General features: G+C 65.0%; 20 protein-coding genes and 1 pseudogene. 18 read left to right on the top strand and 3 right to left on the bottom strand.

Translation table 11 applies throughout. The features are described 5' to 3' along the window. Positions 1-872, top strand: a pseudogene (locus D769_RS12630) (hypothetical protein); the annotation flags it as partial. A 65-nt stretch (positions 873-937) separates the two neighbouring features. Then, on the top strand, positions 938-1,303 hold the full coding sequence (locus tag D769_RS12625; protein WP_008645564.1) for a c-type cytochrome: 366 nt from the start codon (positions 938-940) through the stop codon (positions 1,301-1,303). 47 nt (positions 1,304-1,350) lie between these two features. Here D769_RS12625 and D769_RS12620 read toward each other — a convergent pair whose 3' ends face one another. Beyond that, positions 1,351-2,289, bottom strand: a complete 939-nt coding sequence (locus tag D769_RS12620) for a 2-hydroxyacid dehydrogenase (RefSeq protein WP_241227859.1) — start codon at positions 2,287-2,289, stop codon at positions 1,351-1,353. 211 nt (positions 2,290-2,500) lie between these two features. On the opposite strand from D769_RS12620, the gene D769_RS12615 reads away from it, so the two are divergent. The 14 genes from D769_RS12615 to D769_RS12550 all read left to right on the top strand — a co-directional run bounded on the left by D769_RS12615 (position 2,501) and on the right by D769_RS12550 (position 14,769). Beyond that, positions 2,501-3,439, top strand: a complete 939-nt coding sequence (locus tag D769_RS12615; RefSeq protein WP_081596790.1) for a fumarylacetoacetate hydrolase family protein — start codon at positions 2,501-2,503, stop codon at positions 3,437-3,439. A 54-nt stretch (positions 3,440-3,493) separates the two neighbouring features. Continuing rightward, the gene (locus tag D769_RS12610; protein ID WP_008645561.1) at positions 3,494-4,099 is read left to right on the top strand and encodes a VOC family protein; all 606 of its coding nucleotides are present in this window, start codon (positions 3,494-3,496) and stop codon (positions 4,097-4,099) included. Then, positions 4,096-5,043, top strand: a complete 948-nt coding sequence (locus D769_RS12605; RefSeq protein ID WP_008645559.1) for an alpha/beta hydrolase — start codon at positions 4,096-4,098, stop codon at positions 5,041-5,043. The genes D769_RS12610 and D769_RS12605 overlap by 4 nt, the downstream gene beginning before the upstream one ends. A 65-nt stretch (positions 5,044-5,108) precedes the next feature. Further along, positions 5,109-6,011, top strand: coding sequence for a dihydrodipicolinate synthase family protein (locus D769_RS12600; RefSeq protein WP_008645556.1), 903 nt, complete (start codon positions 5,109-5,111; stop codon positions 6,009-6,011). Further along, positions 6,008-6,451 carry a RidA family protein gene (locus tag D769_RS12595; protein ID WP_008645554.1) on the top strand — a complete coding sequence of 148 codons (444 nt, stop codon included), beginning with the start codon at positions 6,008-6,010 and terminating at the stop codon, positions 6,449-6,451. Before D769_RS12600 ends, D769_RS12595 begins: the two co-directional genes overlap by 4 nt. Beyond that, the gene (locus D769_RS12590; protein ID WP_008645552.1) at positions 6,448-7,041 is read left to right on the top strand and encodes a malonic semialdehyde reductase; all 594 of its coding nucleotides are present in this window, start codon (positions 6,448-6,450) and stop codon (positions 7,039-7,041) included. The genes D769_RS12595 and D769_RS12590 overlap by 4 nt, the downstream gene beginning before the upstream one ends. Positions 7,042-7,119: 78 nt before the next feature. Then, positions 7,120-8,112, top strand: coding sequence for a tripartite tricarboxylate transporter substrate binding protein (locus tag D769_RS12585; protein ID WP_008645550.1), 993 nt, complete (start codon positions 7,120-7,122; stop codon positions 8,110-8,112). 110 nt (positions 8,113-8,222) lie between these two features. Beyond that, positions 8,223-9,686 (top strand): 2-hydroxymuconic semialdehyde dehydrogenase, encoded by a 1,464-nt coding sequence (locus D769_RS12580; protein WP_008645549.1) that lies wholly within the window; start codon positions 8,223-8,225, stop codon positions 9,684-9,686. 19 nt (positions 9,687-9,705) lie between these two features. Continuing rightward, on the top strand, positions 9,706-10,527 hold the full coding sequence (mhpD, locus tag D769_RS12575; protein ID WP_008645547.1) for a 2-keto-4-pentenoate hydratase: 822 nt from the start codon (positions 9,706-9,708) through the stop codon (positions 10,525-10,527). A 1-nt stretch (position 10,528) separates the two neighbouring features. Further along, a complete protein-coding gene (locus tag D769_RS12570; protein ID WP_008645546.1) occupies positions 10,529-11,473 on the top strand; it encodes an acetaldehyde dehydrogenase (acetylating) in 945 nt (314 codons plus the stop codon). A gap of 10 nt (positions 11,474-11,483) precedes the next feature. Further along, positions 11,484-12,521 (top strand): 4-hydroxy-2-oxovalerate aldolase, encoded by a 1,038-nt coding sequence (dmpG, locus tag D769_RS12565; protein ID WP_008645545.1) that lies wholly within the window; start codon positions 11,484-11,486, stop codon positions 12,519-12,521. Then, positions 12,518-13,282, top strand: a complete 765-nt coding sequence (locus D769_RS12560) for a fumarylacetoacetate hydrolase family protein (protein WP_008645544.1) — start codon at positions 12,518-12,520, stop codon at positions 13,280-13,282. The genes dmpG and D769_RS12560 overlap by 4 nt, the downstream gene beginning before the upstream one ends. A 51-nt stretch (positions 13,283-13,333) precedes the next feature. Beyond that, entirely contained in the window at positions 13,334-13,771 is a 438-nt protein-coding gene (locus tag D769_RS12555; protein WP_008645543.1) for a RidA family protein, read from the top strand. Further along, entirely contained in the window at positions 13,768-14,769 is a 1,002-nt protein-coding gene (locus D769_RS12550; RefSeq protein ID WP_008645542.1) for an amidohydrolase family protein, read from the top strand. The genes D769_RS12555 and D769_RS12550 overlap by 4 nt, the downstream gene beginning before the upstream one ends. Before the next feature lie 72 nt (positions 14,770-14,841). On the opposite strand, the gene D769_RS12545 is transcribed toward D769_RS12550, so the two are convergent. Next, positions 14,842-15,507: a GntR family transcriptional regulator gene (locus tag D769_RS12545; RefSeq protein ID WP_008645541.1), complete on the bottom strand. Its 666-nt coding sequence runs from the start codon at positions 15,505-15,507 to the stop codon at positions 14,842-14,844. A gap of 204 nt (positions 15,508-15,711) precedes the next feature. Here D769_RS12545 and D769_RS12540 point away from each other — a divergent pair, with 204 nt between their 5' ends. Continuing rightward, complete coding sequence (locus tag D769_RS12540) at positions 15,712-16,185, top strand: VOC family protein (RefSeq protein ID WP_008645539.1); 474 nt, start codon at positions 15,712-15,714, stop codon at positions 16,183-16,185. Positions 16,186-16,741: 556 nt separating this feature from the next. Here the strand turns inward: D769_RS12540 and D769_RS12535 are convergent. Then, positions 16,742-17,272 (bottom strand): hypothetical protein, encoded by a 531-nt coding sequence (locus D769_RS12535; protein ID WP_008645538.1) that lies wholly within the window; start codon positions 17,270-17,272, stop codon positions 16,742-16,744. A 717-nt stretch (positions 17,273-17,989) separates the two neighbouring features. Here D769_RS12535 and D769_RS12530 point away from each other — a divergent pair. Beyond that, positions 17,990-19,336 carry a 2-hydroxycarboxylate transporter family protein gene (locus tag D769_RS12530; RefSeq protein ID WP_008645536.1) on the top strand — a complete coding sequence of 449 codons (1,347 nt, stop codon included), beginning with the start codon at positions 17,990-17,992 and terminating at the stop codon, positions 19,334-19,336. Positions 19,337-19,439 lie beyond the last annotated feature (103 nt).

The raw sequence follows: 19,439 nt of genomic DNA, 5'->3' as shown, positions 1-19,439 counted from the left end.
TCGAATCTCGTGCTCACGCACAGCCCGGATACCAGGTCTGGGACATGTCGGACCCGGCCAATCCGACCTTCGTGTCGCAGGTGGCGGTACCTGGACAGATCCTCGGCAACGCGGAGCATGAACAGACCTACCTCATGAACCCGCGCGCGGGTAACCGCACCTCGTGGATGGGGGCACGCAATCCCATCTTCCTGCCCAAGTCGCTCGAAGCGGGCGGCAAGATCGGCTTCGGCGCGATGGGTGGTCTTGGGTTCTATGCGTTCGACCTGTCCAACCCCGCCCGTCCCAAGATGCTCGGCAACGTCAACACGCCGCCGAGCTACGCCGGCACCGAGTTCGACAATGCCGACGTAAGCCAGTACGAGCGCACGGGCTACGTGTTCACGAACGGCTATCCGATGAACCGGGATTGCTACGAGCCGTACAAGGACATCTTCGTCGTCGATGCGCGCGATCCCGCGCGCCTCAAGGTGGCGGCCAAGCTGCCGCGGCCCGAGATCCCGCCCGGCGCGCCCTTCACCAGCTTCTGCCAGCGCGGCGGCAACTTCGGGCCCAAGCGCGCCAACGCCATCGGTCAGCCCGGCGGCTGGCGTCAGGGCATCGTGCCGTACTCGTTCTATAACGCCGGCGTGCAGATCTATGACGTGAAGAACCCGGCGCAACCCACCATCGCCGGCTACTTCATCCCGCCGCTGGCCGACGAGACGCAGTTGCCGTCTTACACGCTGGGCAAGGGCGTGTTCGCGATCTACACGGAGTACGACCGCAACATCATCTGGGCCTTCACCGAAGACGGCGCATACGCGCTGTCGACGCCGTTGCTCGGCGAACCCGTGCTCGGCGCGCCGGCAAAGCCCTGGCCGCGACGCTAAGCATGTCGGCCCGCCACGCCTTGCGTGGGCCGGCGGGCCGGTCTTTCAGGCGACACGATGAATTGATGAAGTCGAAGATGACGTCGAAGATGAAGTCGAAGAAAGCGTTTGTTTTTGCGGTGTTCTCCACTTGGGCGGCCGTGCTCGGCCTGTTGAATCCGGCCGCGCACGCCGCCCCTTCTTCCAGTGAGGAAACCTGCCGCGCGTGTCACGCGCTCGATACGGTCAAGGTTGGGCCGCCATTCCGTGCGATTGCCTCGCGCTATCACGACGATGCCGACGCCGTCGACAAGCTGAAGCAGAGCATGCTCCAGGGTAGCAGCGGGAAATGGGGCACTGCGCAGATGCCGCCCAATCCCATCACGCCAGCCGAAGCCACGCGCTTCGCGCACTGGATCCTGCAGCTTGCGGCACCGGGCCAGCGCAACTAGTGGCAGCCGACGCGCCGGCTGCCACATGCGCGCCGGCGGCGTCGCGCTCAGCCTGCCAGATCGACCGGATGGGCCGGCGCAGCGTGACGGAACCATCCGTCCAGATTACGCAGCAGCGCCTCGTGCTGGGCCACGCGCGTTTCGGGCGAACGGCCCGCCATGTGCGGCGTCAGGATGACCTGATCCATCTCGCGAAACGCCTCGGGCACCAGGGGCTCGGTTTCCAGCACGTCGAGCGCGGCACCACCCAGTTCGCCGCGTCGCAGTGCCTGTACCAGCGCCTCGGTATCCACCACGCTGCCACGCGCCACGTTGACAAGCAGGCCGTCGGGACCCAGCGCGCGCAGTACCTCCGCGTCGACCAGATGCCGAGTGGCCGGACCGCCGGGACAGGTCAATGCCAGCACATCGCTTGCGGCCGCCAGCGAACGCACGTCGCCATACGGCGTGCGGTTCGGCTGCAGGGCGCAACTGCGGCGCAGGTAAGCCACGCGCATGCCCACGGCCTCCGCCAGCGCGGCCAGACGCTGGCCGATATTGCCAAGCCCGACGATGCCCAGGGTCTTGCCGCGCACGCCTGGCCGCGGCGCGCGCAGCGTATCCCATTGCCCCGCCTTCAGGCCGCGATCGAGCATCGCAATGCCGCGCGACCACGCCAGCATCATCGCCAGCGCGTGGTCCGCCACGACCTGGCTATTGGTATCCGGCGCATGGCACACGCGCACGCCACGCGTCCGCGCCGCATCCCGTTCGATGTTCTCGTAGCCGGCCCCAAAGCTCGCCACCAGTTCCAGCGCCGGCAATGCGGCCATCTCGGCCCCGGTCAGTCCCGTGGAACCATTGGTCAACACTGCGCGCGCCTGCACACGCTGCGCCTCGTCCACCGCTGTCCACGGCACGAACCGGTAACGCGGCGCATGCGCCCGCAGCCAGTCCTGATCCAGTGGCAGCCGCGTCAGCACGACCACCTCCCCTTCGTCTTTCATGCACGCCAGCGACATTGCCTCGCTCCCTTTGGCTCGTTGTTGATGGGTTCCGCGTCGATACACGGTACACGATGAAAAGTATCACTTACGCCTTGACATGTATACACGTAGAAAATAAAGTATCCACAAACGCGGATGTGCATAAAACGAACCGGGAGACCGAATACGTGCTGCGCATACCAACTTTGTCCGACAACACCAAACAGGAGACATGGTGAATTGGTATAGCCTCGCCACTTTTGAACTTGCCGGCCGGCAGCAACCCGGCCTGGTCGTCGAGAACACGCTCTATGCGCTGGCCGATGTGGGCCAGGCGTGCGGCATCGAGGCATCGCGCCTGCCGCAGGACCTGAATGCGGCACTGGCGGACTGGTCGCACCATGCGCCGCTGCTGGCTGACGCCGCCGCACGTATTCCCGCATTGCGCGCGGCTGGCAAGCTCGCCGCCGTGGACGCCGCCGCTACCTACGCGGCGCCCTATCGGCCACGCCGGATCTTTGGCACCGCCTCAAACTTCTACGAGCACGCGGACGAGATGGGCACCAAGCTGGCCGCCCGCAGCGAAAGCCAGCCCTACATCTTCATGAAGGCTGAAACCAGCGTGGTGGCCACCGGCACCACGGTGCTGATGCCGCCGGAAACCAAGAAGCTCGACTGGGAAGTGGAACTGGGCGTGGTGATTGGCCAGGCATGCCGCCATGTCAGCGTGGAGGACGCGCTGTCGGTGATCGCAGGCTATACCGTGTTCAACGACATCAGCGCGCGTGACCTGAACCGCCGCACCGACTATCCGTTCACGCACGACTGGTTCCGCGGCAAGAGCTTCGATACCTTCGGCCCGATGGGCCCATGGATTGTGCCCGCAGCCTGCATCCCCGATCCGCAGAACCTGCGCATGACGCTGCATGTCAACGGCGAAGTCATGCAGAACGGCAACACCTCGCAAATGATCTTCTCGGTGGCCGAGCAGATCGCGTACCTGTCGCGTATTCTGACGCTGCAACCTGGCGACCTTATCGCCACGGGCACGCCGGACGGTGTGGGCATGGGGCGTGGAGTCTTCCTGAAGCCTGGCGACAGCATGACGGCCTGGGTCGAGCAGATCGGCACGATCGAGAACCGCGTCGCGCTGGAACCGGACGCACGCTAGCCACGCGCCGGCCACAGCCCGCTTCGCCAGGCAAACCAGGCAGGAGACAATCACATGACCCCCATTCGAACCCGCAAGCTGGGCCACCTCGTCCTGATGGTGCGCGATCTCGAAGCATCGACGCGCTTCTACACCGAGGTCCTGGGACTTACGGTGTCGGACCGTATCGCCGACCAGATGGTTTTCCTGCGCGCCGGCGAGGACCACCACGACCTGGCACTTTCGCGGCTTCCGCCCGACGCGCCCGACCGCGACACCCCGCCCAGCTACACACGGCCAGGGCTCGAGCATTTCTCGTACTACGTGGAATCGCTCGATGAAATGCAGCGCGCGGTCGAGGTGGCACGCAGCCACGGCGTCACCATCGAGCGTGGCATCGGGCAGCACGGACCCGGCGGCAATTGGTTCCTCGTCTTCAAGGATCCCGATGGCAACAACGTCGAGATCTATACGGAGATGCAGCAGATTCCCACCGGCAGCGAGCACACCGCGCAGACGTGGGAGCGAAACCTGGAATCGTTTGACCGCCATCGCCTTGCACACTTCGTGGTGCCGCCGGCGCCGGGCCTTCTCGCGGCCAAGCAGCGCAGCGAGCAGCGGCCTGCCCCGGCAGAAGACGACGATGCCGGCAAGGACACCGGCGGTGGGGCGGGCGCATGAACGGGAGCGCCATGCCGGTGGCATCGGCGTTCCCGGGACTCTCGTCCTCGCAGGCCAACGCCATGCTGGCCCTTGGACCACGCTGGACCGATGACATCCAGGCCAACCGGCGGCAGGTATGCACGATCTACGACAGCGTGCATGCGGCACAGCCTGCCGACGGCGTACGCAGCCACGCGAACATTGCCTACGGTACGCACGCACGGCAGCGGCTCGATCTCTATCTGCCGGAGGGCAGCGCCGCCGGCGATGACCGGCCAGTGGTGGTCTTCGTCCACGGTGGCGCGTTCATACGTGGCGACAAGGATGCCAGCCCGCATATCTACGCCAACGTGCCACGCTGGTGCGCGCGGCAAGGCTACGTCGGTGTCAACGTCGAGTACCGGCTGGCTCCGGAGGCCTCCTATCCCGCCGGCGCCGAGGATGTGGCCATGGCGCTGGCGTGGTTGCGTGCCCATGCACGCGCCCATGGCGGCGATCCAGGGCGCATCGTATTGATCGGCCACTCCGCGGGCGGAAGCCACGTCGCGAGCTGCCTCAGCGATCCGGCCTGCGGCGAGAACGGCTCTGGCGTGGTCGGTGCCGTGCTCGTCAGCGCACGCCTGCAGGCCGACACGCTGCCGGACAACCCCAACGCCAACGGCGTCGCCGCGTACTACGGCAGCGACCCGGCACTGCAACTGGCCCACGCGCCGATGCCCTTCGCCGGGCGCCTGCGTGTGCCGTTGATGGTGGCCTTCGCGGAGTTCGAGAATCCCTATCTGGATCTGTACGCGCTGCAGTACGCGGCGCGCGTACGCGAGGCACAGGGGAGCAGCCCGCGCGTGGTGCAGGTGGCACGCCACAACCATACGTCGATCGTCGCCCACCTCGGCACGGCCGACACCACATTCAGCCAAACCCTGAGCGAGTTTCTGGAGACGGTCACGCGGATGGCCACGTAGCTCTCAACCCATCGACCCCACCGCCCTACCAGACAAGCATCAAAGAAAAAACAGGAGACAAAGTCATGCCCACCCAACAATTACGGGGCGTGTTCACCCCCGTCGTCACCCCGTTTCATGAAGACCTGTCGATCAACCTGCCCGCTTTCGTCGCGCACTGCAAGCGGCTGATCGCCGACGGCGCCGGTATCGCGATCTCGGGCACCAACAGCGAAGCCTGCTCGGAAACGTTCGAGGAACGCATCGCGCTCGTCGATGCCGCCATCGATGCGGGAATCCCCGGCGAGCGCGTGCTGGTGGGAACCGGTTGTTGCGCCATCGACGATGCCGTAGTGCTGACGCGCCACGCGATCGACCGTGGTTGCGCGGGTGTGCTGGTGCTGCCTCCGTTCTTCTTCAAGAACGTGAGCGAAGACGGTGTCTTCGCCTACTACAGCGAGCTGATCGCGCGCGTCGACGATCCCGCCCTGCGCATCGTGCTGTACCACATCCCTGCGATGTCTGGCGTGCCCATCTCGCTGTCGCTGATCGAGCGCCTCGTGCAGGCGTTCCCAACGCATATCGTGGGCATCAAGGACAGCAGCGGAAACTGGGACAACCTCGTGGCCATGCTCGAGCGTTTCCCGTCGCTCTCCATTTTTCCAGCCTCGGAACTGCTGATGCTGCGCAGTCTGTCGCTGGGTGCCGCCGGCTGCATCTCCGCCACCAACAATATCAATGCGCGCGCCATTGCGCAGGCATTCGCCGACGCAGCCGACGCAGCGCGCCTGCAGCCAGCGATCGCCGCGGTGCGCAGCACGGTGGAGCGATTCCCGATGGTGGCCGCCGTCAAGCACACGCTGGCGCAGCAGACCAGCGACCCCAGCTGGCGTCACGTGCGCCCGCCCCTTGTGCCGCTGGCGGCGGATGCCTCCAGCGAGTTGCTGCAGGCACTGGCCGGCATTCCCGCCATGGAGGCGCGCGCATGAATCCGCCGCCACTTGCGGCGTACTCGCCTGCGCGCCGGGCCGGTGGCCATGTCCACCTGGCCGGCATGAGCCCGCGCACGCACGATGGATGCGCAGGCGTGTCGACCGGCGCCAACGGCGAGCGTGTCTATGACCTCGCCGCGCAGACCGAGTGCGTGCTCGACAAGATCGATCGTGCCTTGCAGGCGGAAGGACTCGAACTGGCCAACTGCGTGACGATGACTTGCTATCTGGTCGACATGCGCGACTACGCCGCATTCAATGCGGCCTACGATGCCATCTGCATGCGCCGCTTTTCCAGTGCGGGCCGGCCTTTGCCGGCGCGTACCTGTGTGGCTGTGGCCGCGCTGCCGCATCCTGACATGCGCGTGGAGATCACCGCGACGGCCTGGGGGCCAGACACGCCGGAAAGCCCGGGCAACGCACGGGGCGCCGCATGAGTGCGCCAGTCGCATCCGATGTGCTCGACACCCTGTTCCTGACGGCCCGCAGCCACAACGGCTGGCTCGACGGGGACGTCTCCGACGCCACATTGACCCGGCTCTACGCACTCGTCAGCCAGGGGCCGACCAGCGCCAACTGCAGCCCGATGCGCCTGGTCTTCGTACGCTCCGACGCCGCCAGGGCAAGGCTCCTGCCTACCCTCGCGCCAGCGAATGTCGACAAGGTCAGGCACGCCCCGGTCACCGCCATCGTGGCCTACGACACGGCGTTCCACGCGCTCGGCGAAACCTTGTTCCCGCACCGTCCCGCCATGTTCGACACGTTCGCAGCGGACCCCGCACTGGCTGCGGAAACGGCGATGCGCAACGGCTCGATGCAGGGCGGCTACCTGATTCTGGCGGCGCGCGCGCTCGGCCTGGACTGCGGCCCGCTCTCCGGCTTCAATGCGGACGCGGTGAACCGCGCCTTCTTTCCCGACGGGCGCTGGCGTGTCAACTTCCTGTGCAACCTTGGCAAGGGAGACCCGGCGCGACTGTTCGCAAAGCTGCCGCGATTACCCTTCGATCAGGCCTGCCGCATCGAGTAGCACTGACGGCCGCAACCCATCACAATATCCCCCTGCGCACAGAGCCAGAAGGCCGGTGCAGGAGAACTGGAGGAGACCATGAACATTTCCCATCTGCGCGCCCGCCTGCGCGCCATCACCCGCGGGGCCGCGCTGGCGCTATGCGCGCTCGCTGCCGCCCCCGGCCATGCCCAGGAGCCCTGGCCATCGCGGCCGGTCACCATTGTCGTGCCCTTTGCGCCGGGCGGTAATACCGACATGATCACGCGCCTGATGGCCGAGCGCCTGACCAAAGCGTTCGGCAAGCCATTCGTCGTGGACAATCGCGGCGGTGCGGCGGGCCTGATCGCGGCCGAGTACGTCGCGCGCGCGCCCGCCGACGGCTACGTGCTGTTCATGTCCACGCTGACGCAGATCGTCACCGCGCCAATGACCAACAAGATCCGCTACGATCCGGTGCGTGACTTCGTGCCCATCATCAACGTCGGCGGCAATCCTTTCGTGCTGACGGCCAGTACGCGCAACAACTTCAAGTCGCTCGACGACCTGGTGCGCTATGGCAAGGCCCACCCCGGCGCGCTCAATGTCGGACATGCCGGCAATGGCGGCCTGACGCAACTCTCCGCACTGCTGTTCCTGAACCGGGCCGGCATCCAGGCCACCATGGTTCCGTATCGCGGCGGCGCGCCGGCGCTTGCCGATGTGCTTGCCGGCCAGATCGACTTGTACAGCGCCAGCGTGTCGGAAGTCATGCCCTACAACGGTACCGGCAAGGTGTCCCTGCTGGCCGTCTCCAGCGACAAGCGCCTGCCAGTGCTGCCAAATGTCCCCACCATCGCCGAGACCTTCCCGGGCCATGAGGTGGATACCTGGAACGGGCTGGTGGGACCGGCAAAGATGCCTCCGGAAATCGTCGACCGCATCGCCGCCGAATCGAAGAAGATCATTGCCGAGCCGGAGTTCCGCGCGCGCCTGGAGAAAGCCGGCATCATCCCCTTGGGAGAGACCCGCGACGCCTTTGCCCAGCGCATCCAGAAGGATCGCGCGAAGTGGAAACCCGTCGTCGAGGCAGCTGGCATCCAGCCCGAGTAAGGCTGGGCCGCAGGTATTCCGACCCGGAATAGACAACGGCGAAGGATTCAATTTCCAGCGATGTGACCGCTGCCTACACTGCGTCTCAGACCATCGCCGGAGACTGCACCGTGTCGCTCCCTTCCGCTCTCTATCGGAACTACGTGGATGGCCGCTTCGAAGAAGCGGCCAATCTTTTTCCCAATCTCTCACCGGTCGACGGAAGCATCGTCGGCCACATCTGCGAAGCCGACGCCAGCCAGGTGGATCGCGCGGTGCAAGCCGCACGCGCCGCAATGGAGGGCCCCTGGGGTAATACCAGCGCCGCCGAGCGCGCCCGGGTGCTGCACGCCATTGCCGACGGCATCGAACGGCGCTTCGATGAATTCGTCGCCGCCGAGGTGGCCGATACCGGACGTACCGAGCAACAGGCGCGCGCGCTCGACATCCGCCGCGGCGTGCTGAACTTCCGCACGTTCGCGGACCTGGCCAGCCAGGCAGGCGGCGACTACTTCGACATGAGGACAGCCGAAGGCGACGTCTTCAGCTACACCGTACGCAAACCCCACGGCGTGGTCGGCATCATCTCTCCGTGGAACCTGCCCATGCTGCTGATGACGTGGAAGGTGGCCCCCGCGCTGGCCTGCGGCAACGCAGTCGTCGTCAAGCCATCGGAGGAGACCCCCGGTAGCGCCACGCTGCTGGCCGAGGTCATGCATGAGGCCGGCGTGCCGGCGGGTGTCTTCAATCTCGTACACGGCTTCGGCGGCGGCTCGGCAGGCGAGTTCCTGTCGCGGCATCCGGGCATCGACGCCCTCACCTTTACGGGTGAATCCCGCACCGGCAGCACCATCATGAAAGCGGTGGCTGATGGCGTGAAGGAAATCTCCTTCGAACTGGGCGGCAAGAACGCCGCCGTGGTCTTCGCCGACTGCGATTTCGACAAGGCCGTGGCGGGCGTGATGCGCTCCAGCTTCACCAACGCCGGGCAGGTATGCCTGTGCTCCGAGCGCGTCTATGTGGAGCGGCCAATCTTCGAGCGCTTTGTGGCGGCGATGAAGGCGCGTGCGGAAGCCTTGCGCATCGGCTACCCGACGGTGGAGGGCGTGGAGATGGGTTCACTGATCTCCCGCAATCACCGCGACAAGGTGCTGTCCTATTACGCGCTGGCGCGGGAGGAAGGCGCGACTGTGGTCACCGGAGGCGGCGTGCCGCATTTTGGCGACGCGCGCGACAAAGGTGCGTACGTGCAGCCCACCATCTGGACCGGCTTGCCTGACTCGGCACGCTGCATTCAGGAGGAGATCTTCGGACCGGTCTGCCATATCGCACCGTTCGACACCGACGCCGAGGTGGTGAAGCGCGTCAACGATTCGCGTTATGGACTCGCCGCCTCGGTGTGGACCCGCGACCTCGCGCGCGCGCACCGCGTCACGCGGCAGTTCGACGTCGGCATCGTCTGGGTCAACACCTGGTTCCTGCGCGATCTGCGCACGCCATTTGGCGGCACCCGGCTGTCCGGTATCGGCCGCGAGGGTGGACGCCATTCGCTCGACTTCTATTCCTCACTGACCACCATCTGCGTCAATCCCTGACGCCATTGCGAGAGACCGCATGCTGAACCCCGAACTCATCCAGGTTGCGGACCAACTCCGGTTCGCCTCCGAGCATGGCCAGCCTTGCCCGCCCGTACGCGATGCCATCGCGCGGGCCGCCAGCGCCGGCGCCGATCCACTTGCGCTGGCCTACGCCGTCCAGCAGCGCAACACCGAGCACGCACTCGCCGCCGGCCGCCGGCTGGTTGGCCGCAAGATCGGCCTGACATCCGTCGCCGTGCAACGGCAACTGGGCGTGGACCAGCCAGATTTCGGCATGCTCTTTGCCGACATGGTGCGCCAGGACGGTGAAGAGATCGACTGGGGCGATGTCCTGCAGCCCAAGGTCGAAGCCGAGATCGCGCTGGTGCTGGAGCATGACCTGCCGCACGCCGCGCACACCGTCGCCGACGTGATCCGGGCAACCGCCTTCGCGCTGCCCGCCATCGAGATCGTTGGCAGCCGGATCGCCAACTGGGATATCCGGCTGACGGACACCATTGCCGACAATGCCTCGTCCGGCCTCTACGTGCTGGGCACGCGGCCCGTTTCGCTCGCCGCGCTGGATCTGCCGCATTGCGGCATGGTCATGGAACTGGCCGGCGAACCGGTCTCAGTGGGCAGCGGCGCGGCCTGTCTTGGCAATCCGTTGAATGCCGCCGTCTGGCTCGCCAACACAATGAGCCGCGTTGGCGCACCGCTGCGCGCCGGCGACACCATCCTTACCGGCGCGCTCGGCCCCATGGTCGCCGTGCAGCCGGGCAATGTCTTTACCGCCCGCATCGAGGGCCTGGGTAGCGTGACCGCGTCGTTCCAGGCCGCCAGACAAGGAGACGCCTGAGATGAAACCCAGCAAGGTAGCCATCATCGGTTCCGGCAACATCGGCACCGACCTGATGATCAAGATCCTGCGCCACGGCAAGCATGTCGAGATGGGCGCCATGGTGGGGATCGATCCCGCCTCGGAAGGCCTGGCGCGCGCGACGCGCCTCGGCGTGCCGGTCACCGCCGCCGGCATCGACGGCCTGCTGGCCATGCCGGAGTTCGGCGATATCCGCATCGCCTTCGATGCCACCAGCGCTGGCGCGCACGCCCGCCACAACGCCACGCTGCAGGCGCACAACGTGCGCGTGATCGACCTGACGCCAGCCGCGATCGGCCCCTACGTAGTGCCCAGCGTCAATGCTGGCGAACATCTTGATGCGCCGAACCTCAACATGGTCACCTGCGGCGGCCAGGCCACCATTCCCATCGTGGCTGCCGTGGCCAGCGTGACGCCGGTCCACTATGCGGAGATCGTGGCCTCGATCGCGAGCAAGTCCGCCGGACCCGGCACGCGCGACAACATCGACGAGTTCACGGAAACGACCTCGCGCGCCATCGAATCGGTGGGCGGCGCCAGGCGCGGCAAGGCCATCATCGTTCTCAACCCGGCCGAGCCACCGCTGATCATGCGCGACACCGTGTGCTGCCTGATCGATGAAGCCGACACCACGGCGATCGAAACCGCCGTGCACGCGATGGTGGAGCGCATGCAGGGCTATGTGCCCGGATACCGGCTCAAACAGCGTGTGCAGTTCGACCGCATCGACACACCTGTGAATGTGCCCGGCCTCGGGCCGACGACCGGCCTGAAAGTCACGGTCTTCCTGGAAGTGGAAGGCGCCGCGCACTACCTGCCCGCCTATGCAGGCAACCTGGACATCATGACGAGCGCCGCGCTCGCATGCGCCGAACGCGTCGCACAGGCATTGGGCAACCAGCCTGCCCTGTCGGCAGCAAGCTAAGGAGCCAGTCATGATCGACAAGAAACTCTATATCTCCGATGTGACCCTGCGTGATGGCAGCCACGCGATCCGTCACCAGTATTCGGTTGCACAGGTGCGTGCCATCGCACGCGCGCTCGATGCGGCAGGCGTGGACTCGATCGAGGTGGCGCACGGCGACGGCCTGGCCGGCTCCAGCTTCAACTACGGATTCGGCGCCCACACCGACGTGGAATGGATCGCGGCAGTGGCGGAGTCCGTGCAGCGCGCAGCGGTGGCCACGCTGCTGCTGCCGGGCATCGGTACCGTGCACGACCTGCGCGAAGCGTACGCCGCCGGCGCACGCGTGGTCAGGGTGGCCACGCACTGCACCGAGGCCGACACGGCGCAGCAGCATATCGAGACCGCGCGGTCGATGGGGATGAATGTCGCCGGCTTCCTGATGATGAGCCACATGATCCCGCCCGACAGGCTGGCCGGCCAGGCAAAGCTGATGGAAAGTTACGGCGCGCATTGTGTCTACGTGGTGGACTCCGGTGGCGCCTTGACCATGGACGGCGTGCGCGCGCGCTTTCGTGCGTTCAAAGACGTGCTCGATCCAAAAACCGAGACCGGCATGCACGCGCACCACAACCTCAGCCTGGGCGTGGCCAACAGCATCGTCGCGGTTGAGGAAGGTTGCGACCGCATCGATGCGAGCCTGGCCGGCATGGGCGCGGGCGCGGGCAATGCGCCGCTGGAGGTCTTTATCGCCGCCGCCGAACGCATGGGATGGCAACACGGCTGCGATCTCTACCAGTTGATGGACGCCGCAGACGACATCGTGCGCCCGCTGCAGGATCGCCCCGTGCGCGTGGACCGCGAAACGCTGGCGCTCGGCTACGCCGGCGTGTATTCGAGCTTCCTGCGCCACGCGGAGAGCGCGGCCGGCAAGTACGGCCTGAAGACCGTCGATATCCTGGTCGAACTGGGACGCCGCCGCATGGTGGGCGGGCAGGAGGACATGATCGTCGATGTGGCGCTCGACCTGCAGCGGTCGGGCAGCGCGAAGAGCAAGGAGGCAGCATGAGCCATCACGCAGCCATCGCAGGCGCCCTGGACGCGGCCGCGCGCGACGCCGCGGCGATCGGCCAGTTCAGCGCGGCCTCGCCGTTCACGCTTGACGAGGCATACGGCATCCAGGCCATGTCGATCGAACACCGCTGTCAGCGCGGCGAACGTCGCGTCGGCATCAAGCTGGGTTTCACCAGCCGCGCCAAGATGGTCCAGATGGGCGTGGACAGCCTGATCTGGGGATGGCTGACCGACGCCATGATCGAGGAGGACGGCGGCCGCGTGGACCTGGAACGCTATATCCATCCGCGCGCCGAACCGGAGGTCTGCTTTCTGACCCGCCGCGACATCACTGGCCCGCTGACCCTGCTGGAGAGTGTCGACTACCTGGAGGCCGTGGCGCCGGCGATCGAGATCATCGACTCGCGCTACCGCGACTTCCGCTTCACGCTGGAAGATGTCGTGGCCGACAACTGCTCGTCGGCGGGACTGGTCGTCGGCCCGTGGTCGCGCAATGTTGATGTACTGGCCAATCTCGGCGTGGTGCTGCGCATCGACGGCCGCACCAGGCAAACGGGTTCGACCGCCGCCATTCTCGGCCATCCGCTGCGCAGCCTCGTACAGGCATCGCACGTGCTGACGCGCGCCGGCGCTGTGCTGCCAGCCGGCAGCCTGATCATGGCGGGAGCGGCCACGGCTGCGGAAGCGTTCGTGCGCGGCAACCATGTTTCGGCAACGATAGGCGCGCTTGGCCGCGCTTCTTTCCTGGCGGCATGACGCCATGCCTGCCCGGCTACCGGGCAGGCCTTCACAACGAAAAGAGCAAACATGCAGGCAAACTCCGCTTCATCAGTGGTGGCCGGAAAGGCCACGCCACGGGGCACCTTTCCCCATGTGCGTCGCGCTGGAGACTTCCTGTTCGTCTCGGGCACCAGCTCCCGCCGCGCCGACAATACCTTCGAGGGTGTCGAGGTGGATGCCATGGGTACGACCGCACTGGATATCCGCCGGCAAACCCGCGCTGTGATCGAGAACATTCGGGACATCCTGCGCAGCGTGGGCGCGGACCTGGAGGACGTGGTGGAAATCACCAGCTTCCTGGTGGATATGAACGACTTCGGTGGCTACAACGCGGTGTATGCCGAGTACTTCGGCTACGAAGGACCGACCCGCACGACCGTGGCCGTGCACCAGCTTCCGCATCCCCACCTGCGCATCGAGATCAAAGCGATCGCCTACCGTCCGCTCACGTCCCAGGCAACATGAAGAAGATCGATATGCATGCCCACTTCTTCCCGCGCATCACGCGGGAAGAAGCCGCCGCGCTGGACGCGGACAACGCGCCATGGCTCGCCGTCGACAGCGATGGCGAATCGGGCCACATCATGGCCGGCGACAGACGTTTCCGGCCCGTCTATCGCGCGCTATGGGACCCCGCGCTGCGCATCGAGGAAATGGACCGCAACGGGCTGGACATGCAGATCGTATGCGCCACGCCGATCATGTTCGGCTATGGATACGACGCCAGCGCCGCAGCCACGTGGGCGCGCCGGATGAACGACCTCGCGCTCGAGCATTGCGCCTATCGCCCGCAGCGCCTGAAGGCGCTGGCACAGGTGCCGCTGCAGGACCTGGACCTGGCGTGCATCGAAGCCTCGCGCGCCAGGGAGACCGGCCACGTTGGCGTGCAGATCGGCAATCACCTGGGTCCGCACGACCTGGATGACGAGCGCCTGGTCAGTTTCCTGGTGCATTGCGCGAACAACGATATTCCGGTGCTGGTGCATCCATGGGACATGATGACCGACGGGCGCATGAAAAAATGGATGCTGCCGTGGCTGGTGTCAATGCCGGCGGAAACGCAACTCGGCATCCTCTCGTTGATCCTGTCCGGCGCGTTTGAGCGGATTCCGGAAACGCTGAAGCTCTGCTTCGCCCACGGCGGCGGTGGTTTTGCGTTCCTGCTGGGTCGCGCGGAGAACGCCTGGCATTGCCGGGATATCGTGCGGCAGGACTGTCCCCATCCGCCCTCCCACTATCTGAAGCGGTTCTCCGTGGACAGCGCGGTGTTCGACGATCGTTCGCTACGTCTGCTGGTAGAAGTCATGGGTGCCGACCACGTGATGCTGGGCTCGGACTACCCGTTTCCGCTCGGTGAACAGGAAATCGGCAAGCTGGTCGCCAACAGCCCCGACCTCGATGAAACGGACCGGACGCGGATTCTGGCAGGCAATGCCATGCGCTTCTTCGGTCTGACAGGCTGAGGGCCCCGCTGCACATCGGTGCTCCGCCGCTGTATCGGACAGCGGCGGACATGGATGCCGCCTCGCCCGGTATCAGCCCGCGCTTTTCGCGCCGCCGGCCTGCTTCGACTGGATCAGTTCCATCACATGCAGGGTGAGCCGCGTGGTGTGGCTGCGCATCGCCAGATAGGCCTGCTCGGGATGGCCGCCCAGCACTGCCTCCACGATCTGCTGGTGCTCGCGGTGCGAAACCTCGAAGCGACGCTCGACGCCCGACTGCGCCGCGCGGAACGGCGCCAGCCGCTCACGCAGGCTTTCCACCGCCGCTACCAGGGTCGCATTCTGGGTGCCCTGGCAGATCAGTTGATGAAAGCGATGGTTCAGGGTCAGGTAGGCGTCACTGTCGTGTTTCTCCGCGGCGGAGATGGCCTCTTCGTGCAGGAGTTCCAGCTGCCGGCGCTGCATCGCGCTCATACGCTGCGTGGCAATGCGGCAGCACAGCGACTCCAGTTCGCACAGTGCCTCGAGCATATCGGCGAGTTGCTCGGGGCTGGTATTGATCACCACCCCGCCGCGACGCGGCACCAGTTCTATCAGGCCGCGTGCATCGAGCAGCCGTAGCGCCTCGCGCACCGGCGTGCGCGATACCTGGAAACGCTCGGCCAGCGCAGGCTCCTCGAGCTTCGCGCCGGGCGGCAGCGCGCCCGAGATGATCTCGTCGGCTAGTTGCTGGCCAATTTGGGAAGCGATGGTGGTCACGGTGTCCTCAGGTCTGGTACGCGCTGGATGCGACGCAATTATACGCGATGAAGACTGGATATTTTTACTTACCGATATGAGTACGTTTTTCTTTTATTGAACACACTTTACGTGTAGTGTATACATTCAAGTCGAATCGAATCCGGGCGTCTGGCCTGGATCCGCAACGACGAGAAGACACTGACCACAAAGAGGAGCACACCCATGAGCAGCAAACTGCGCCATATCGCCTTGTCCGTCCCCGACCCCTGGGCCGCGGCCGAGTTCTATCAGCAGGCATTTGGCTTCCGCAAAGTCGGCGAGACGGATTCGTCGCTGGCGCGCGGCGTCTACCTGACTGACGGCACGATCAGCATCGCCCTGCTGAACTACAAGAGCGACCACGCTGCCGGCGAAGACCGCGGCAAGGACTTCGTCGGGCTCCATCACATCGGCGTGTGGGTCGACGACATCGTCGAGGCACGCAAGACCGTGGAAGCAGCCGGTGGTCGCTATTACATGGGCGAAGTCCCGGTGAAGGGCAACATCTTCTACGAGGTGAAGTATCGCGACCCGAACGACATCATCATCGACCTGACCGACCACGGCTGGGGCGGCGCCTCCAAGGAAGCAAACGGCGACGACAAGGGTCCGGCCCTGCGCAATCCCGACCTGAAGGCCGACCGCAGCGGCATCTGACGGGCCTTCGCGCGCCGCCGGCGCCCCGGTCGGGGAGACACGGGCACCCGGTGCGCGCCAGACCTGCCCTGCGTCCGTGCGAGCGCACGGCACGCAGGGTTGCGTGTCGCGGCCATCAACTCGGCCAGCAAAGCATCCCCCGACCCCGATGCGCGGTCACCGCTTTGCTCAGCCAGTTCTGCAAGATTTCCTCGCTTGCCTCGCGTGCGTACCGATGGTCGCATGGAATCGGCGTCATGAAACGCCTCGTTCCGAGGCTGGCAAGCATGACGTCATCCGGGCCGGCCGATGCTGGTGCCCCATCGCATTCATATCCCGTCTTATAGTTAATCGGGCAGGTCCGGTGTCCGGAATCGGCCACTAGGCGACACTCAAAAGTTCGATTGCCAAAGGCCGCCACGGCTTCGGTTGCAGCCAATGCAACGCCCCCAGTTCCCGAGTCGCTCCGCAGTTCCCCACCTTGTCCAGGCGGGACGCCTCGCAAGCCTTAATCGCCCCGCTGCGCCTGCTGGTCATCCGTCGGCGCACCTGTAGTATTCGCGGCTACAGCGCCCCCCTATTGCTTGGATTGATCGGGGTAAATCTGGACGTACGGACGGTAAGAGTACAAACGGAGGCTGTTCCTTGGCGTGCCCAAGGGGTAGTCCTCAGGAGATACTACATACACGAACAGTTGCGGTCCCTTGATGTCGAAGTAGACTATCTTGTCCGTCATGTCATTCGGCAATCGGTGCCGGAGGTCGACGCAATCCTCAAAGACTTGACCGGTACTCTTGATGCGCCATTTGACATAGAGAGTATCGGCAGGACGCATACGTCCGTAGACACCTGCCTGTTGGCCAATCCGTCCCTCCTCCAACGCCCATTTCGGCGGACGTGTACCGGTCATGTCGGAGTCGCCGTAGCGATAATTCAGCACCTCTACCGCGGGCACGGCTCCACGAGTATCAAAACTAAAGGAGTGATTGGCGGCCTTCTGAGACGAGGCACACGCCCCCAGAAAAAGCGAAGCCAGCAAAGGCATCGCCCAGTATAGAAGACGGTGCTGCACGGCGCGCTTGGGGTAGCTGGGGCAGTAGGTGATCATGACAAGTATCGATTGCTCAAAGCTCAGGGCAAACCTGGCCGGCTCTGAACAATCTAGCAAGGTTTCCCCCGCAACCGCGGCCAACGAAGTGGGGTGTATGAGTCGTGCAACACTGACCCTCAACTCTGTTGCGAGCAACCGCGAATCACTTGACCGGGATTTCGTCGTGATACGGCTTCGCTTGTTGCGCACGGCACTGAATGACCGATTCAGCCCAAACATCGGTCGTCCGCAAGACGGAGTTTGATAGGCAGCTCAGGGTCGGTAGCCGTCCACGCACAGAGGGCCGTCACATTTCCAATAAGAAATCCCGAATTCCGAGTATCGCTCTTCCCGCAGACTTCTATGGTCGGCGTCCCGGCTCCGCGCACAGCAACATGCAAGCCCGATCCTCCCCCGGCGGCGCCCGCTTTTTTTTGTGTTTGATGACGCGACTCTCGATTCACACGCCTCCCGCGTGCCGCTGACAGGATGGACACGACCGTTGGATGCATCGGGGTATAAAGCGTCCGTCACGCCGCATTTTCGCTGCGAGCGGACCTCCGGCCCAGAATAGACGCGCCGCGATCATGACTGCGGTCCTGCCCGGCAGGCAGTTTGACTTTGACTACATCGGCTACCAAGATGGACAGCAAACCGGACGCTGTCGACCCCAACAGGCGGTCTGAACTGCCAGCCTTCGCTGCGCCCGCCCCTCGCCTCCGGAGAACGTCAGCCATGGAAGCCGAACAGGTCGTTACGCAACCCAACGAAGCACCTCAGAACGAAAGATTCTGGCCTCATGGCTGGTGGCGCCTGATGGAAATTCGCATCGGCATCTTCCCGCTGCCGGTCTATATCCTGGCCGCCGCGCTGCTCGCTGTACTGATCTCCATCCACAAACTTGCCAACGAGATCTCGCTGGTCATAGTCCTGTTTGCATTCTGCGGCTTCACGCTCGCGGAGATCGGCAAGCGCATCCCTCTTGTCCGCGCCATCGGCGCGGCGGCCATCTTCGCCACCTTCGTGCCATCGGCGCTGGTGTACTACAAGCTCTTGCCCGAGCAGGTGGTCAAAGTCACAGCGGACTTTACCAAGGCAACGAATTTTCTCTACCTGTTCATCGCCTGCATCATCGTCGGCAGCATTCTCGGCATGGATCGCCATGTGCTGATCAAGGGCTTCCTGAAGATATTCGTGCCGCTGGCCGCGGGTTCCATCGCGGCGGGCGCGGTCGGCACGCTTGTCGGCACCGCACTCGGCCTCGGTACCTCGCACACTTTCTTCTATATCGTCGTGCCCATCATGGCCGGCGGCGTCGGCGAGGGGGCGATTCCGCTCTCCATCGGGTACAGCGAGATCCTTCACCAGGACCAGGGCCTCTTGTTCGCGACGGTACTGCCGCCCGTGATGCTTGGCAGTCTTACCGCGATCATCCTGTCCGGCACGCTGAACTACCTGGGCAAACGCTACCCCGCCTATACCGGCGAGGGCCGTCTGCAACCCGGCGAGCACGATGAGCTGGACGCGAACCAGAAGGAAATCACCGGGCACGTCGATGTGGACCACATCGCTGCGGCGGGCGTAACGGCGCTGACGCTCTATGTGGTCGGGATCATGTGCCATCGCCTCTTCGGTCTGCCGGCGCCGGTGGCCATGCTCTTCATCGCGGTACTGCTCAAGCTGACGCAGGCCGTGTCACCACCACTGCAGGAGGGTGCATTTGTGGTGTACAAGTTCTTCTCGACGGCGGTCACCTACCCGTTGCTGTTCGCGATCGGCGTGTCGTTGACACCTTGGGACAAACTGATCGCCGCATTCAACCTGCCGACGATCATCACCATCGTCGCCACCGTGGCAACGCTGATGGCCGTTGGCGCCTTGGTGGGCACCTGGATGAAGATGTACCCGATCGACACTGCCATCGTAACTGCCTGCCACAGTGGCCAGGGAGGAACCGGGGACGTGGCGATTCTTACCGCCGCCAACCGGATGACGCTGATGCCTTTCGCGCAGATTGCAACCCGCATTGGCGGCGCCGTGACGGTCACGGTGGTGTTGCTCGTGCTCGCCCGGATGCAGTAAGAAGGACGCGACTATGGTCCCTTTCCGGCCAACAGGAGCCACTCGGGAGCGGCCGCCGCTCCGGCGAACGGCCGCGGGGGTCCACCCGGCTTGGCGCGTGGTG

The organism is Cupriavidus sp. HMR-1, assembly GCF_000319775.1.
Taxonomy (GTDB): Bacteria; Pseudomonadota; Gammaproteobacteria; order Burkholderiales; family Burkholderiaceae; genus Cupriavidus; species Cupriavidus metallidurans.
This window is presented reverse-complemented; position numbering and strand designations above follow the sequence as displayed.

Excerpts from the sequence above, each read along its gene's own strand:
- D769_RS12595 (WP_008645554.1), top strand. The coding sequence starts at position 6,008 with ATGAATCCGCCGCCACTTGCGGCGTACTCGCCTGCGCGCCGGGCCGGT.
- D769_RS12540 (WP_008645539.1), top strand. The coding sequence starts at position 15,712 with ATGAGCAGCAAACTGCGCCATATCGCCTTGTCCGTCCCCGACCCCTGG.
- D769_RS12610 (WP_008645561.1), top strand. The coding sequence starts at position 3,494 with ATGACCCCCATTCGAACCCGCAAGCTGGGCCACCTCGTCCTGATGGTG.
- dmpG (WP_008645545.1), top strand. The coding sequence starts at position 11,484 with ATGATCGACAAGAAACTCTATATCTCCGATGTGACCCTGCGTGATGGC.
- D769_RS12535 (WP_008645538.1), bottom strand. The coding sequence starts at position 17,272 with ATGATCACCTACTGCCCCAGCTACCCCAAGCGCGCCGTGCAGCACCGT.
- D769_RS12620 (WP_241227859.1), bottom strand. The coding sequence starts at position 2,289 with ATGAAAGACGAAGGGGAGGTGGTCGTGCTGACGCGGCTGCCACTGGAT.
- D769_RS12590 (WP_008645552.1), top strand. The coding sequence starts at position 6,448 with ATGAGTGCGCCAGTCGCATCCGATGTGCTCGACACCCTGTTCCTGACG.
- D769_RS12625 (WP_008645564.1), top strand. The coding sequence starts at position 938 with ATGAAGTCGAAGATGACGTCGAAGATGAAGTCGAAGAAAGCGTTTGTT.
- D769_RS12530 (WP_008645536.1), top strand. The coding sequence starts at position 17,990 with ATGGAAGCCGAACAGGTCGTTACGCAACCCAACGAAGCACCTCAGAAC.
- D769_RS12615 (WP_081596790.1), top strand. The coding sequence starts at position 2,501 with ATGGTGAATTGGTATAGCCTCGCCACTTTTGAACTTGCCGGCCGGCAG.
- D769_RS12605 (WP_008645559.1), top strand. The coding sequence starts at position 4,096 with ATGAACGGGAGCGCCATGCCGGTGGCATCGGCGTTCCCGGGACTCTCG.
- D769_RS12600 (WP_008645556.1), top strand. The coding sequence starts at position 5,109 with ATGCCCACCCAACAATTACGGGGCGTGTTCACCCCCGTCGTCACCCCG.
- D769_RS12570 (WP_008645546.1), top strand. The coding sequence starts at position 10,529 with ATGAAACCCAGCAAGGTAGCCATCATCGGTTCCGGCAACATCGGCACC.
- D769_RS12560 (WP_008645544.1), top strand. The coding sequence starts at position 12,518 with ATGAGCCATCACGCAGCCATCGCAGGCGCCCTGGACGCGGCCGCGCGC.
- D769_RS12550 (WP_008645542.1), top strand. The coding sequence starts at position 13,768 with ATGAAGAAGATCGATATGCATGCCCACTTCTTCCCGCGCATCACGCGG.
- mhpD (WP_008645547.1), top strand. The coding sequence starts at position 9,706 with ATGCTGAACCCCGAACTCATCCAGGTTGCGGACCAACTCCGGTTCGCC.
- D769_RS12585 (WP_008645550.1), top strand. The coding sequence starts at position 7,120 with ATGAACATTTCCCATCTGCGCGCCCGCCTGCGCGCCATCACCCGCGGG.
- D769_RS12555 (WP_008645543.1), top strand. The coding sequence starts at position 13,334 with ATGCAGGCAAACTCCGCTTCATCAGTGGTGGCCGGAAAGGCCACGCCA.